Annotated in this window: 13 protein-coding genes and 1 pseudogene; 9 read left to right on the top strand and 5 right to left on the bottom strand. The window is 62.2% G+C overall.

Annotated features, from left to right (window positions below; genetic code table 11):
• The 6 genes from DH10_RS29155 to DH10_RS29130 all read left to right on the top strand — a co-directional run.
• The coding region (locus tag DH10_RS29155) for a lytic transglycosylase domain-containing protein (protein WP_192385623.1) at positions 1 to 630 on the top strand (630 nt) is incomplete at its 5' end.
• Positions 631 to 686: 56 nt separating this feature from the next.
• Positions 687 to 1,184: a GNAT family N-acetyltransferase gene (locus DH10_RS29150; RefSeq protein ID WP_192256820.1), complete on the top strand. Its 498-nt coding sequence runs from the start codon at positions 687 to 689 to the stop codon at positions 1,182 to 1,184.
• A gap of 395 nt (positions 1,185 to 1,579) precedes the next feature.
• Positions 1,580 to 2,848, top strand: a complete 1,269-nt coding sequence (locus DH10_RS29145; protein ID WP_192256822.1) for an ABC transporter substrate-binding protein — start codon at positions 1,580 to 1,582, stop codon at positions 2,846 to 2,848.
• Between the two features lie 122 nt (positions 2,849 to 2,970).
• Positions 2,971 to 3,885 (top strand): carbohydrate ABC transporter permease, encoded by a 915-nt coding sequence (locus DH10_RS29140; protein ID WP_246506600.1) that lies wholly within the window; start codon positions 2,971 to 2,973, stop codon positions 3,883 to 3,885.
• Positions 3,885 to 4,709: a carbohydrate ABC transporter permease gene (locus tag DH10_RS29135; protein WP_192385622.1), complete on the top strand. Its 825-nt coding sequence runs from the start codon at positions 3,885 to 3,887 to the stop codon at positions 4,707 to 4,709. The genes DH10_RS29140 and DH10_RS29135 overlap by 1 nt, the downstream gene beginning before the upstream one ends.
• A 59-nt stretch (positions 4,710 to 4,768) precedes the next feature.
• Entirely contained in the window at positions 4,769 to 5,332 is a 564-nt protein-coding gene (locus tag DH10_RS29130; protein ID WP_192256828.1) for a DUF4142 domain-containing protein, read from the top strand.
• Positions 5,333 to 5,364: 32 nt separating this feature from the next.
• Here DH10_RS29130 and DH10_RS29125 read toward each other — a convergent pair whose 3' ends face one another.
• The gene (locus tag DH10_RS29125) at positions 5,365 to 5,694 is read right to left on the bottom strand and encodes a DUF1476 domain-containing protein (protein WP_192385621.1); all 330 of its coding nucleotides are present in this window, start codon (positions 5,692 to 5,694) and stop codon (positions 5,365 to 5,367) included.
• A 312-nt stretch (positions 5,695 to 6,006) separates the two neighbouring features.
• Here DH10_RS29125 and DH10_RS29120 point away from each other — a divergent pair.
• A pseudogene (locus DH10_RS29120) lies at positions 6,007 to 6,367 on the top strand (cupin domain-containing protein); the annotation flags it as partial.
• A gap of 338 nt (positions 6,368 to 6,705) precedes the next feature.
• Positions 6,706 to 8,112, top strand: a complete 1,407-nt coding sequence (locus tag DH10_RS29115; protein ID WP_192385620.1) for a hypothetical protein — start codon at positions 6,706 to 6,708, stop codon at positions 8,110 to 8,112.
• Positions 8,113 to 8,222: 110 nt separating this feature from the next.
• Here the strand turns inward: DH10_RS29115 and carB are convergent, their stop codons facing one another.
• The 4 genes from carB to DH10_RS29095 form a co-directional block, all read right to left on the bottom strand.
• A complete protein-coding gene (gene carB, locus DH10_RS29110; RefSeq protein WP_192256841.1) occupies positions 8,223 to 11,726 on the bottom strand; it encodes a carbamoyl-phosphate synthase large subunit in 3,504 nt (1,167 codons plus the stop codon).
• A gap of 224 nt (positions 11,727 to 11,950) precedes the next feature.
• Positions 11,951 to 12,772, bottom strand: a complete 822-nt coding sequence (locus DH10_RS29105) for an SH3 domain-containing protein (RefSeq protein ID WP_192256844.1) — start codon at positions 12,770 to 12,772, stop codon at positions 11,951 to 11,953.
• Between the two features lie 242 nt (positions 12,773 to 13,014).
• Positions 13,015 to 13,773 (bottom strand): metallophosphoesterase family protein, encoded by a 759-nt coding sequence (locus DH10_RS29100; protein ID WP_192256845.1) that lies wholly within the window; start codon positions 13,771 to 13,773, stop codon positions 13,015 to 13,017.
• Entirely contained in the window at positions 13,773 to 14,129 is a 357-nt protein-coding gene (locus tag DH10_RS29095) for an ArsR/SmtB family transcription factor (RefSeq protein ID WP_192256847.1), read from the bottom strand. The genes DH10_RS29100 and DH10_RS29095 overlap by 1 nt, the downstream gene beginning before the upstream one ends.
• Positions 14,130 to 14,335: 206 nt before the next feature.
• Between DH10_RS29095 and DH10_RS29090 the strand changes: the two genes are divergently transcribed.
• The coding region (locus DH10_RS29090) for an MFS transporter (RefSeq protein ID WP_192385619.1) at positions 14,336 to 14,775 on the top strand (440 nt) is incomplete at its 3' end.

The following is a 14,775-nucleotide window of genomic DNA, read 5'->3' as shown; positions in this document are numbered from 1 at the left end:
GCCGGCTCGACGCCTGTGGCCGGCCAGTTTCCACCGCCGCCGGTGCTGATGGCCGGCGCGTCGCCGACCGGCCCCGCTTCGCTCAAGCAGGCAGCCGTCTATAGGACCGCCGGCGTTGCCATGCCGGTCACCGGCCAGTCGGCGAAGGTGGCTCCCATGCCGGGCGTCCAGCAGGTCGCCTATGTGGTGCCGCAGAACCCGGCGCTGCTTGCCCAACCGGGTCAGGCCGAACAGCATGCCACGGGGCCGCGCGCCGAGATCGAGCGGCTGATCGAGAAATATTCGGCGATCTATGAAGTGCCGGTCGATCTGGTGCGCCATGTCGTCAACCGCGAGAGCACCTTCAACCCGAAAGCCTACAATCACGGCCACTGGGGGCTGATGCAGATCAAGCACGCGACGGCGCGCGGCATGGGCTATGACGGGCCGGCAAGCGGGCTGTTCGACGCCGAGACCAATCTCAAATACGCGGTCAAATATCTGCGCGGCGCCTGGCTGGTCTCGGGCGGCAACGCCAAGCGCGCCGACACGCTCTACCAGACCGGCTATTATTACGACGCCAAGCGCAAGGGGCTGCTCGAGACGACGGGCCTCGGCGTCGACCGCCGCCGCCTGCAGCCAGGCGCCTGAGCATCCGGCCCGCTGCAATGCGCAGCCTGGAAGCGTAGCTGTTTCGGGGCTGCGACATGCACGAGAAAAGTGGTGCTCGCCCGCCGGCCCCCAACGACATCCGCCTTCGCAAGAGCCTCGACGATGCGCTGACCGCGCCGCATTGGCCGGAAGGTTTCGTCATGCGCTTATTCGAGCACAGGGACGCGCAGGCCCTGCATGCCTTGTTGGAGGAGGTGTTCAACGATGGCGCCGACGGCGCGTTCGACGACTGGTGGCCGCGTATCTCGGGCGATGCCGAGTTCGATCCGGACCTCTGTTTCCTCGTCATCGACGGCAAGGGCCTGCTGGCGGGTGCCGCCCTGTGCTGGACGTCCGGCTTCGTCAAGGATCTCGCCGTTCATCCGGACTCCAGAGGGCACGGCATCGGCGAGGCGCTGATGCGGCACGTGTTCCTGACCTTCCGCGACAGGGGCGCCGCCCATGTCGACCTCAAGACCAACATGGTCAACAACGCCGCCGCCTTCAGGCTCTACGAGCGGCTCGGCATGATCCCGATCGCCTGGGAAGGGTAGCATTTGCCTGCGACGGCGCAACCGAATGCGCGGCGGCATTGTGAACCGCTTCACACAGGCTGACGTTAGGACATGCTAATGCGTCGTGGTGCCGGGCGGCCGATCGGCGGATCGACGCTGGCAAGGCGTCGGAGGAGGCTGTGCCGGCATGCGTCAGCCACTCCAAGGCGGGCTCCGGGGCGGGGGTTTCGGAGCCCGCCCGCTTTGGTTTGAAATCCGCCCTTCCGTCCAGCCAGATCGCACCCTTTGGCGCGCCCAGGGATCATCCGTGATCCATGCTGAATGGCTGATGTTGGAACCCAAAGCGGCGCTCCGCATTCAAGTGCTGGGTGGGCATCTGATGGCTGTCGACGCGCGCAGTCTCCGTCGCCGGCTCCAAAGGGAGGTCCACCGCCGTGAAGCTTTTCCACGCCTTTCTTGCGCTGGCAGTCGGCGCCATGCTGGCGGCCGCTCCAGCGCGAGCCGTCGATCTGTCGATCGTATCGGGAGACACCGGCAACGGCATCAAGGTGCTGCGCGAGATACTCGACCGCTACGAGAAGCAGAGCGGCAATAAGGTCAACATCGTCGTCATGCCGCCGTCGACGACCGACCAGTTCGGCCAGTACAAATTGTGGCTCGCTGCCGGAAACACCGACATCGATGTCTATCAGACCGATGTGATCTGGGCGCCGCAGCTCGCCAGCCAGCTCGTCGACCTGACCGCGGCGACCAAGGACATCGTGGCCAAGCACTTCCCCTCGATCATCCAGTCGCAAACCGTCAACGGCAAGCTCATCGCGCTGCCGATCTTCACCGACGCGCCGGCGCTCTACTACCGCAAGGACTTGCTCGACAAATACGGCGCCAAGGTGCCGACCACCTGGAAGGAGCTGGCCGACACCGCCAAGCTCGTCATGGACAAGGAGCGCGCCGCCGGCAACAAGGACATGTGGGGCTTCGTCTTCCAGGGCAACGCCTATGAGGGGCTGACCTGCGACGCGCTCGAATGGGTGATGTCGAACGGCGGCGGCCAGATCATCGAGCCGGACGGCACCGTCTCCATCAACAATCCCAAGGCGGTGGCGGCGCTCGACCTGGTCAAGGGATGGATCGGCACCATCTCGCCGCCGGGCGTGCTCGCCTATCAGGAAGAGGAATCGCGCGGCGTCTGGCAGACCGGCAATGCAGTCTTCATGCGCAACTGGCCCTATGCCTATGCGCTCGGCAACGGCGCGGACGCGCCGATCAAGGGCAAGTTCGACGTCGCGTCGCTGCCCGCAGGCGAGGGCGAAGGCGCGCGGCCCGTCGCGACGCTCGGCGGCTGGAACCTTGCGGTCTCCAAATATTCGAAAAATCCGGACGCGGCGATCGATATGGTCAAGTTCGTCGCTTCGCCCGAGATGCAGAAATACCGGACGCTGAGGACGTCCAATTTGCCGACGATCCAGGCGCTCTATGACGATGCCGACATCGCCAAGGAACAGCCGATCATCCCGCGATGGAAGGAGGTCTTCCTCAACGCTGCGCCGCGCCCCTCGGCGGCGGTCAAGATCAAGTACAATGAGGCGTCGAGCCAGTTCTGGACCGCCGTGCACAAGACCTTGTCCGGCGAAGGAAGTGCTGCCGACAATCTCGCCGATCTCGAAGTGACGCTGACCAAGCTGAAGGGCAGCGGCTGGTGACCGCGGAGCCTGCGGGGGCAGGCTCTGGCGTTCGTGCCAGCAGGGCAGGCCCCGGCGGGTCCGTGCTGACGAAGGCGGGCCCGCCGGGAGCAGCCGCTGCCGGGCGGCCGTCCTCGCGGCTGATGGCGCAGCGTGTGCGCTCTGCCTGGCTGTTTCTGACGCCGATGCTTCTGGTGCTGGCCGCGGTTGCCGGCTGGCCGTTGATCCGCACCGTCTATTTCAGCTTCACCGATGCCTCGCTGTCCGACCTCGACGCCCGCCAATGGGTCGGCTTCGCCAACTATTTCTCGATGCTGAGCATGCCGAGCGGCCGCACCATCTATGACGGGCTGCTGGTCGATCCGGTGTGGTGGCGCGCCGCCTGGAACACGGTGCGCTTCACGGCGGTCTCGGTCGTCGCCGAGACGATCCTCGGCATGATCGTCGCGCTCGTGCTCAACGCCGAGTTTCCGGGCCGCGGCATCGTCAGGGCGGCGATCCTCATTCCTTGGGCGATCCCGACGATCGTCTCGGCCAAGATGTGGCAGTGGATGCTCAACGACCAGTTCGGCATCATCAATGTCGTGCTGCTGAACCTCGGGCTGATCCATGCCAAGATCGCCTGGACCGCCAGCGCCGACACCGCGATGGTGGCGGTGCTGATCGTCGACATCTGGAAGACGACGCCGTTCATGGCGCTCTTGATCCTTGCGGCACTGCAGATGCTGCCGCGCGAGATCATCGAGGTCGCCAGGCTCGACGGCGCCAATCCGTGGCAGATCTTCTGGCGGGTGACCTTGCCGCTGATCCGCCCGGCGGTGATGGTGGCGGTGATCTTCCGCGCGCTCGATGCGCTGCGCATCTTCGACCTGATCTATGTGCTGACGCCCAACAACGTGCAGACCAAGTCGATGTCGGTGTTCGCGCGCGAGAACCTGTTCGAGTTCGACAAGTTCGCCTACGGCTCGGCCGCCTCGACGCTGCTGTTCCTGATCCTCGCGCTGCTCACCATTTCCTACATCCGGATCGGCCGGATAAGCCTGGACGGAGGCCGCTGATGGCAATGCTGAAGCGCGCGGCCCTCTATCTGCTGGTTGCGGTGATCGTCTTCATCGCCGTCTTCCCGTTCTACTACGCCATCGCCACCAGCCTGAAATCGGGAACCGAGCTCTTCGAGGCGAACCTTTGGCCGCAGGTGATCAGCTTCGCCAACTACAGGAACGTGCTCACCGAGGGCACCTTCCTGCGCAACCTCGTGAATTCGCTGGTCGTCTCGGGCGCCGTCGTGTTCATCTCGCTGCTGCTTGGCGTCACCGCCGCCTATTCGCTGGCGCGCATCCGTTTTCGCGGCCGCTCGGCGCTGATGCTTGCCATCCTGTCGGTCTCGATGTTTCCGCAGGTGGCGGTGCTGGCCGGTCTGTTCGAGATGATCCGCTGGGCCGGCCTCTACAATTCGCTGATCGCGCTGATCTTCTCCTACATGATCTTCACTCTGCCGTTCACCGTCTGGGTGCTCACCACCTTCGTGCGCGACCTGCCGGTCGAGATCGAGGAAGCGGCGATCCTCGATGGCGCCACGCCATGGATCATCATCACCCGCGTCTTCCTGCCGCTGATGTGGCCGGCGCTGGCGACGACGGGGATGCTCGCCTTCATCGGCGCGTGGAACGAGTTCCTGTTTGCGCTGACCTTCACCTCGAACAATGCGCAGCGCACCGTGCCGGTGGCGATCGCGCTGCTTTCCGGCAGCTCGCAGTTCGAGATCCCCTGGGGTAACATCATGGCCGCGTCGGTGATCGTCACCGTGCCGCTCGTGGTGCTGGTGCTGATCTTCCAGCGCAAGATCGTTTCCGGCCTCACCGCCGGCGGCGTCAAGGGTTAGGACGCAACCGGCGGGGCCATTCCGCGTTGGGTGTCGGAGGGGCTGATCGGAGATTTCAGATGAGAACGCTTCTGACCGTGGCCGCCATCGCCTTGCTTGCCGGCGCGCCGGCCGCCTTTGCCCAGTCGAACGATACCAGCCCGGATGCAGTCGGCCCCATGGTGACGGCGGACAAGGTCGACACGCAGACTTTCGTCACCACCGTGCCCAACGCCAACCAATTCGAGATCCAGTCGAGCAAGCTGGCGCAGGAGAAATCAGCATCGGCCGACGTCAAGGCCTTCGCCAAGCAGATGATCGAGGACCACACCAAGGTTGCTGAGGATTTCAAGGCGGCGATGAGCCAGGGCCAGACGACCGCTTCGATCAAGCCCGCCGGTCCCGCGCTGGGGCCGAAGGAGCAGCAGATGCTGGGCGAGCTGAAGGAGGCGAGCGGCAAGGACTTCGACCAGAAATACATCAAGATGCAGATCGATGCGCACAGGGATGCGGTTGCGCTGTTCAGCACCTATGCGAAATCGGGCGACGACCCGGCGATGAAGGAATTCGCCAAGAAGACGCTGCCGGTGCTCAAGACGCACGAGAAGCATGTGAAGGAGCTGGCCGTCGCCCATCAGGGCTGAGAGCGGGTGGGTTCTGTCGGCCGGAGCGGCGCTCAGCTCGTTCTGATCTGGCTGATCTGCTCGACCGCGGTTGCCAGCAGTTCTTGCATGGCGGCGCGAATCTGAACATCTGACTGGGCGACGCCTGCCGCGTCGAAATCGGCGCGTACCTTGCGGAACACGTCGTTGTCGCCTGCTTCCTCGAAGTCCGCGCGCACCACCTCTTTCGCATAGGCGTCGGCATCCGCACCGGATTTGCCAAGCTTCTCGGCGGCCCATAGGCCGAGCAGCTTGTTCCGGCGCGCCATGGCCTTGAACTTTGTTTCCTCGTCCATCGCGAACTTCTTTTCGAAGCCTTCCTGACGGTCTCTCATGCTGCTCATGATTTGCCTCGTTCAGATGTGAGTCCGACCTTCATCCGCTGTCTGGGGAAGCGCGGCCAGGTGAAGCGAAAGTGGTGCGTGTGGACGCCGTTAACAAGGCCTGATCATGCCGTGGAAGCCGCGGACTTAAAATTCGCGCAGGTGCGAGGAGCTTTCGTCCCGATGTGATTTGACCTCGCCGCGCCTTGACCTACCCTCGACCGCTAGCTGGATGAGCGGAGGAGACCGGCAATGCGGTCACCTTTCAACCAGATACGCAGCGTCGCGCTGGTCGCGGCCCTTGTCCTTGCCGCCGGCAGCGCGGCCTACGCCGATGCCGGCGGCCTGAAGGACTTCGGCGTCAACCTGATGACGCTCCCGCCCGGCGGCTGGTCGAGCCAGCGCCACTGGCACAGCCACGAGGACGAACTCGTCTATGTGCTGGAGGGCGAGCTGACGCTGGTCGAGGACGGCGGCGAAACGCTGCTCAGGGCCGGCGACTGCGCGACCTTCGCCAAGAACAGCGGCAACGGCCACCACATGATCAACCGCTCGTCGGTGATGGCGCTATCTGGAAGTCGGCTCGCGCAACCCGGACGATGTCATCACTTGCTCCGACATCGACATGATGAGCCCGAGTTCGGATGGAAGGTTTTTGCACAAGGATGGGACGTGTTATCCGGGGCAGGGGTGAGGCCTGACGCAAAGGCAGATCAAGCCGGACAGGAGGGAAAGCGATCGCCAGTCGGGGTGCATAACTTGGAGCCGGTGCAATTTCCACTTGTCTTTAAAGTAAAGTCGTCCTCAAATCCCTGCGGGGATAGGGCGGGCGAGTCATGAACAAGCTACCGTGAGCAAGCTTGAGCGGGCTAAGGCAAGGGCCGCAAGGACATCTGACGTCGTCAACATTGCCTAGTTTGCTATGCAAACGGCCCGATTTTAGTGTGGGTTCAATAATTTGGGGATTGATAATGGAAGAGGAAAGTAAATTTCACGTCTGTCTATATAGGGGAAAGAACGCCAGGCCATGCTATGGGGAAGACCTCAGAGTTCCCTGAAAGTATCGATGAGTCTGTAGAAATTTCCGACCGGAGCAGGAGTAAGACGCCATCCGAATTTAAGGATATGTTTGATTTGTTCCGCGAATCGATGATCGGTTATATCTATTTTCTTCCATTTATATCTTATATTGGACCAGTTATAACAGATGGAATGCAAAACACAGAGTTAACAGAATTTTGCGAAACTAATAGCGTTAAAACGGTCCATTATAAAGAGCGCGATGTGTATGAGCTCGGTCAAAGCAAATACTCTGCATATCGCGCAATTGAGGCTAGAAGGAAATCTGCTCGGTTGGTCTCAAAGCAGGTTCCCAAGATGCTAACAATAGGTATCGTTGGAAGCCTTGATCATTATCTGTCGGTGATAATGAAAGAGATACTTAAAAAGTATCCGTCGATGATATCTGACAGCGACAAGCAAATCTCTGTTCGTGATATTTTCAAGTCCAATTCACTGGAGGATTTTAAAGATTTTCTTCTAGATCGTGAGATAGAAACGATCACTAGAAGTTCTTTTGATGACCAAGTTGACTGGATTGAGAAAAGATTAAACTTAAATAAGAAAATAAAAGACGACTATAAAAAGTGGACTAACCTGATAGAAATTATTGAGAGGAGAAATTTGTTCGCTCATGCGAATGGCATTGTAAACGATATTTATATCAAGAACGTATCAATCGCGTCTGGAAACGAAACAATAAAAGTAGAAAAGGGGGAGGAGCTATTTTCTTCGCCGGCGTATTTTAAAGCTGGCTTAGAAAATATATGCGAGTTTGGTATTAAGATTATACAGGTCTCTTGGAGAAAGCTGGAACCAAAGGAATCTAGCATTGCGGATGATGTTCTTGGTGATTTTGGTTACAATCTGATTGAGCGGGGGGAGTACAAGCTCGCGTCTTCTATTCTTGATTTCGCCGTCAATGAGATTCGAGGTAAGGTCTCGGAGGCAAGAAGGCGCATGAATATAGTAAATTTGGCGAACGCCTATAAGTTGGACGAACGCGAAGCCGAAGCAATGAAGACTCTGGAAGCGGAAGATTGGACCATCGTAAGTGATGAGTTCGCAATAAGCGTCGCGGCTATCAAACGAGACATCCCTGCGGTTCTATCTTATATGCGGAGGCTATCTCAGAGCGGAGAATGGAATGGGAGTACACGTGAAGAGTGGCCTGTCTTTTCTCACGTGAGTGATGATCAGGACTTTAGAGATGAGTTCGAAAAATTATTTGGCCGAGGATACGTTCCGGAAGAAAAAGGTAGGTACAAACTAATCGGAAAACCAATTAGAAGGCCTCGGGCTGGCACAAAAAAGGCTCTTGGAAGAGGTCAGGCAAAGGAACACAATTTAATTCTAATTGAAGGTGATAAAAAGGGATAGGAATTTTTACTTTTGATTTTCTGGTAAACGGGTCGATGAGATCGACGCTCCTTCGTATATTTGCCGCTCTTTCAAGTGTTCGCTTAGAATAAGTGGGGGCGACCCAATCGTTAAGCAAAATACTCCTGCAGCGGCCGAACCTCCAAGTTCCCCGCGCGCAGCGCCGCAATCGCCTCGGCCACGGCTGCCGCACCCGACAGCGTCGTGTAATACGGCACCTTCTGCATCAGCGTCGCGCGGCGCAGCGACTTCGAGTCCGACACCGCTTTCTGGCCGTCGGTGGTGTTGAAGACGATCTGGACCTGGCGGTTGCGAATGGCGTCCTCGATGTGGGGGCGGCCTTCGAGCACCTTGTTGATCTTTTCCGCCACCACGCCGTTTTCGGCGAGGAAGCGCGCGGTGCCGGAGGTGGCGAGCACCTTGAAACCCTGGCCGGCGAGGCGCTTCACCGCCGGCAGGATGCCCTTCTTGTCCTCGTCGCGCACCGAGACGAACAGCGTGCCCGCGCGGGGGAGATCAACACCCGCTCCCAGTTGGCTCTTGGCGAAGGCCAAAGCGAAGTCGCGGTCGAGGCCCATCACCTCGCCGGTCGAGCGCATTTCCGGCCCGAGCAGGATGTCGACGCCGGGGAAGCGGGCGAAGGGGAACACGGCTTCCTTGACCGCGATGTGGCCCGGATTGCGCGGGTCGGGCATCGCGCCGTAATGGGCGAAGGCATTTTCCAGCGTCTCGCCGGCCATGATGCGGGCGGCGATCTTGGCGATCGGACGCCCGATGGTCTTGGCGACGAAGGGCACGGTGCGCGAGGCGCGCGGGTTCACCTCCAGCACATAGACGGTGCCGTCCTTGATCGCGTATTGCACGTTCATCAGGCCGCCGACATTCAGCGCGCGGGCAAGTGCGGCGGTCTGGCGCTCCAGCTCGTCGACGAGATCCGGATGCAGCGAATGCACCGGCAGCGAGCAGGCACTGTCGCCCGAATGGATGCCGGCCTCCTCGATATGCTCCAGGATGCCGGAGACAAAGGTATCCTTGCCGTCGCACAGGCAGTCGACATCGACCTCGGTGGCGCCGGTGAGATAGGTGTCGAACAAGAGCGGGTTCTTGCCGAGCAGCGTGTTGATCTGGCCGGTCTTGTCGTTGGGGTATTTCTGCTTGATGTCCTCCGGCACCAGGCCGGGCACGGTGTCGAGCAGATAGGTCTGCAGCATGCCTTCGTTGTAGATGATCTGCATGGCGCGGCCGCCGAGCACATAGGACGGGCGCACCACCAGCGGGAAGCCGAGCTCGCCGGCGACGAGGCGCGCCTGCTCGACCGAATAGGCGATGCCGTTCTTCGGCTGGGTGAGGCCGAGCTTGTGCAGCAGCTTCTGGAAGCGGTCGCGATCCTCCGCCAGGTCGATCATGTCGGGCGAGGTGCCGAGGATCGGGATGCCGGCCTGCTCCAGCGCGTCTGCCAGCTTCAGCGGCGTCTGGCCGCCGAACTGGACGATGACGCCGACGAGCTCGCCGGACGCCTGCTCGGCGCGCAGGATCTCCAGCACGTCCTCCGGCGTCAGCGGATCGAAATAGAGGCGGTCGGAGGTGTCGTAGTCGGTCGATACCGTTTCCGGGTTGCAGTTGACCATGATCGCCTCGAAGCCGGCGTCGCGCAGCGCGAAGGCGGCATGGCAGCAGCAATAGTCGAACTCGATGCCCTGGCCGATACGGTTGGGGCCGCCGCCGAGGATGACGACCTTCTTGCGCGAGGAGACCTGCGCCTCGTTGGCCAAAGCGCCGGCGAAGGGCACTTCATAGGTCGAGTACATGTAGGCGGTGGGCGAGGCGAATTCGGCGGCGCAGGTGTCGATGCGCTTGTAGACCGGATGGACGTCGAGCTTTTCTCTGACCTGCTGAATCACTTCCGCGTCGGTCTTCGTCAGCGACGCGAGGCGGGCATCGGAGAAACCCATCGCCTTCAGCATGCGCAGGTTCTCGGCGTCCTGCGGCAGGCCGTGCTCGCGGATGCGCTCCTCCATGGCGATGATGCCGGCGATCTGCTCGAGGAACCACGGGTCGATCTTGCACATGGCGTGCACGTCTTCCAGCGAGGTGCCCATGCGGATCGCCTGCGCCACCATGCGCAGCCGGTCGGGCGTCGGCGTGCCGAGCGCGGCGCGAATGGCGTTGCGGTCGTCGACGTGATTGGCGGCGGCAGGCCCGTGGCCGATGCCGGGGATCTCGATCTCGTCGAGGCCGGTGAGGCCGGTTTCCAGTCCGCGCAACGCTTTCTGTAGCGACTCCTGGAAAGTACGGCCGATCGCCATCACTTCGCCCACCGACTTCATGGCGGTGGTCAGCACCGGCTCGGCGCCCGGGAATTTCTCGAACGCAAAGCGCGGGATCTTCGTCACCACATAGTCGATCGACGGCTCGAACGAGGCGGGCGTAGCGCCGCCGGTGATGTCGTTCTCAAGCTCGTCCAGCGTGTAGCCGACGGCGAGCTTTGCCGCGACCTTGGCGATCGGGAAGCCGGTCGCCTTCGAGGCCAAGGCGGACGAGCGCGAGACGCGCGGGTTCATCTCGATCACCACCAGGCGGCCGTCGGCCGGGTTGACGGCGAACTGCACGTTGGAGCCGCCGGTCTCGACGCCGATCTCGCGCAGCACCGCGATCGAGGCGTTGCGCATCATCTGGTATTCCTTATCGGTCAAGGTCAGCGCCGGCGCGACGGTGATGGAATCGCCGGTGTGCACGCCCATCGGATCGAGATTCTCGATCGAGCAGATGATGATGCAATTGTCCGCCTTGTCGCGGACGACCTCCATCTCATATTCCTTCCAGCCGAGCACGCTTTCCTCGATCAGCACCTCGGTGGTCGGCGAGGCGTCGAGGCCGGACTGGACGATGTCGTAGAATTCGGCGCGGTTGTAGGCGATGCCGCCGCCGGTGCCGCCCATGGTGAAGGAGGGGCGGATGATGGCCGGCAGGCCGACATGGTCGAGCGCTTGGGCGGCGATCGCCATGGCGTGGCTGATGTAGCGCTGCTTGCGGTCGCCTTCGCCGAGGTTCCAGCGCGTCTCAAGCGCGTCGAGCGCGGCGTCGAGGTTCTCGGGGTGCTCCGCCTTCAGCGCGGCGCGCTCGGCCTCGTGGATCTTGCGGTCGGCGTCCTTGACCTCTGTGGCGTTGGCCAGCATCGAGCGCGGCGTTTCCAGGCCGATCTTGCTCATCGCCTGGCGGAACAGCGCGCGGTCCTCGGCCTTGTCGATGGCGTGCGCGTCGGCGCCGATCATCTCGACATTGTAGCGGTCGAGCACGCCCATGCGGCGCAGCGACAATGCCGTGTTCAGCGCCGTCTGGCCGCCCATGGTGGGCAGCAATGCGTCCGGCCGCTCCTTGGCGATGATCTTGGCCACCACTTCCGGCGTGATCGGCTCGATATAGGTGGCGTCGGCCAGCTCCGGATCGGTCATGATCGTGGCCGGATTTGAGTTGACCAGGATGACGCGAAAACCCTCTTCCTTCAGCGCCTTGCACGCCTGGGTGCCGGAATAGTCGAACTCGCATGCCTGGCCGATGACGATGGGGCCGGCCCCGATGATCAGGATCGACTTGATGTCGGTGCGTCTTGGCATGTCTTTCGAATTCCGTTCGGCGAGCGGCTTGCACGAAAAACCGGGACGGGGGACCCGGCCGGTTGTGCTTGCGATTCTGGTATCAGGCTAGGAGGGCCTTATAGGGAAGAGTTTTGCCCGATGTAACCCCGAAAATGCGGCATCAGGGCAGTAGGGAATAGGCAGTAGGGCGGCGGGGCTGTCTTCTCCTACTGCCTAATCCCTACTGCCTATTCCCTGATCAACTATTCCCCCAGCGCAAGCGCGTCGGTGATCTCGAAACGTTCGGAAATGCCAACGCGGATCATGTTCAAGCTGCCCTCGCGGGTGAAGCGGAACTCGTCGGCAGCGTCCGAGCCGGCCGGCTTGCCGTCAAGGAAGGTGATGACGCGCGTGCCGCCATCGGGCCAGGTCACCGTCACGACGCTGTCGCCACCCTCATGAGCGACGCTGATCTCGCAACGGGTCATCGGCTGGCCGACATGGCGCGCGCAGGGAATGCCGCCGTCGGCATCGGGGGCAGGGGTGTCCGAACCGGGAAGCGCCCCTGCCGACGCCGCGAAGGCGAGGCCATAGGCATCCTGCATGGCGGTCACGCTGATATCGGCCGCGGATGGCGGCTCGTCCGGCTCGGTGCCGCCCAGGCGCGCCGCGATGTCCGGCGGTTCTTGGGAGGGCTGGGGCGCGTCGGCTTGCTGAGGCAGGCTGGCGTCAGTCGCCGGCGCGGCGGCATCTTCCGGCGCCGGCGCCGGATTGTTGGGGCTGAGATAGCGGGCGGGCGCCCATCCGGTGATGTGCGCGTCCTGCGTATCCTCGACCTTGCACCAGGGGTAGTTGTTGACGAGCCTGCAGCCGTAATTCTTCACGGCCGCGCCGTTCGGCAGGCGCACCGTTATCTTTCCGCCGGGCGAAGCGGTGGCGCGGATATTGAGGAGATCGTCCGGCGCGAGGCCGCTAACGATCGAAATGATCGTGCCTGGCGCATCTTGAGCCAAGGCCGGCAAGGCGGCCAGCAGCAAAGGAGCGGCGATCAGCAATGTCGATCGGAGCGTGACTTTGCGCTTCATCCCTCGGCCATGGGCAATGCACTGCAATTTTCAAGCGCGACCGGAATCGGCGCTCACCTCAAGCCAAGGCGTTTGTAGGGGAGGTTGCCGTCGCATGTCATCTCCAAAATGGACGCTTCGGCCCTGCCGCTCGATCGGATACGAGCTCCGCTCGATCCTGGATATGAGCCTCGCTCGATCTTGGATATGAGCTTCGCTCAATCCTGGATACGAGCTTCGCTCAATCCGGATATGAACTTCGTTCAATCCTTTATAAAACCGGTCCGCAGCGCGTGCGCCCATTCCGGCCGTCCCGCCTGTTCGGCCTGCTTTGCGGCGGCTTCATGGTCGTAGTCCACGGCGATCGCCTCGAAGCGATCGGGGCGGTAAGCCGCATCCAACTCGACGATGCCATAGCGCGCATGCGGGGTGCCCTGCTCGGAGACATGCGCCGGCGGCGTATCGTCGGAATAGGCTGGGCAGCCGACGCTGCCTGGGTTGAAGACGACCGGGCCGCCCGGAATGCGGATGAGCTCGCTGCGATGGCTGTGGCCGCACAACGCGATGCGGCAGGCAGGGTCGAGCGACTTCAGCCGCCGCTTGATCGCAGCGAGCGGCGCGCGCACCAGCTGGCCGTCGAGGATCGCATCGGCGAGGTATTTTTCGTCATGGTCGGGCCTGGCGTGGAAGGCCACGATGCCCGGCGCGATCTCAAGCGTGAGCGGCAAGGCAAACAGCGCTTCGCGTTGCGCGGCGGTCAGCCGCTCCTGCGCATAGCGGTCGGATGGCCACATTTTCTCGTCGGTCGGGTCCTCGGCGACACGACGGTCGTGGTTGCCGCGCACCGTCGGCAGGCTGAGCGCTTCCAGCCGCTGCATGGTTTCGCGCGGCCAGAGCGGGCCGGAGACGCAATCGCCGAGATTGACGATGAGGTCGGCGCCGCCGCGTTGCGCGAGGTCGTCGAGCACGGCGTCCAAGGCCAGCACGTTGCCGTGGATGTCGGCGAGGACGGCAATGCGCATCAGGCGTCGATTTCGCTGTCGACGGTGCCGACCATTGGCAGCGCCTTGTCCTCGCCGGCGGCCGCGATCACGCTGTCGAGCAGGCCGGGGAAGCGCTTGTCCAGGTCGTCGCGGCGCAGCGTGATCAGCCGGCTGGTGCCGACCGCCTCGGTGCGGGTGACGCCCGCCTCGCGCAGCTTGGCGAGGTGGTAGCTGAGGTTGGTCTTGGAGGCGAGATCAAGGAACTTGCCGCAGTTCATCGGCACGCCTTCCTTGCTGGCGAGGAAGCGCACGATTGCCAGCCTGGTCGGGTCGCCGAGCACGGCAAGCACGATCGGCAGGCTGATCTGATCGGCGGTCGGGTGGGGCAGGGTCATGAGCCAGAATTAAGCACAAACGGAACCAACTTCAACGCGTCTCGTCCTCTTGCCGGTTTACACAGCTTCTTCGTTTGGTTCGTCGTTCTTGGCCCGTCCTGACACAGGGCTGTCAGCAGGGTTTAGCTATTTTCTGCCGGCTCGGTTGACATCATGCCCTGTCATGTCCAATTGTTCAATAACTTTTGAACTAAGGACACATCCCCATGGACAAGCGGATCTTCTGGCTTGCGCTCGGATCGTTTGCGATCTCGACCGAAGGCTTCGTCATCTCCAGCCTTCTTCCCGATATCGCTGCCGATGCCGGCATCTCCGTCGCGCTCGCCGGCTCGCTGATCACCGCCTTCGCGCTTGCCTATGCGATCGGCGCGCCGGTGCTCGCGACGCTGACCGGCGAGTGGGACCGGCGGCGCGTCATCCTGTGGACGCTGGTCTACTTCGTGATCGGCAATCTGGTCGCGGCGGTGAGCTCTTCTTTCGAATTGCTGCTGATCGCGCGCATCGTGATGGCGCTGTCGTCCGGCCTGTTCGCGGCGGCCGCTCAAGGGACGGCAGTGGCGCTGGTCGATGACCACCACCGCGCCCGCGCCATCGCCGTCGTTGTCGGCGGTACCACGGTGGCTGTCGCGGTCGGGGCGCCGCTCGG

The organism is Mesorhizobium silamurunense (assembly GCF_014843825.1).
Lineage (GTDB): Bacteria > Pseudomonadota > Alphaproteobacteria > Rhizobiales > Rhizobiaceae > Mesorhizobium > Mesorhizobium silamurunense.
The sequence above is the reverse complement of the archived record's forward strand: the minus strand, read 5'-3'. Positions and strand labels throughout refer to the sequence as shown.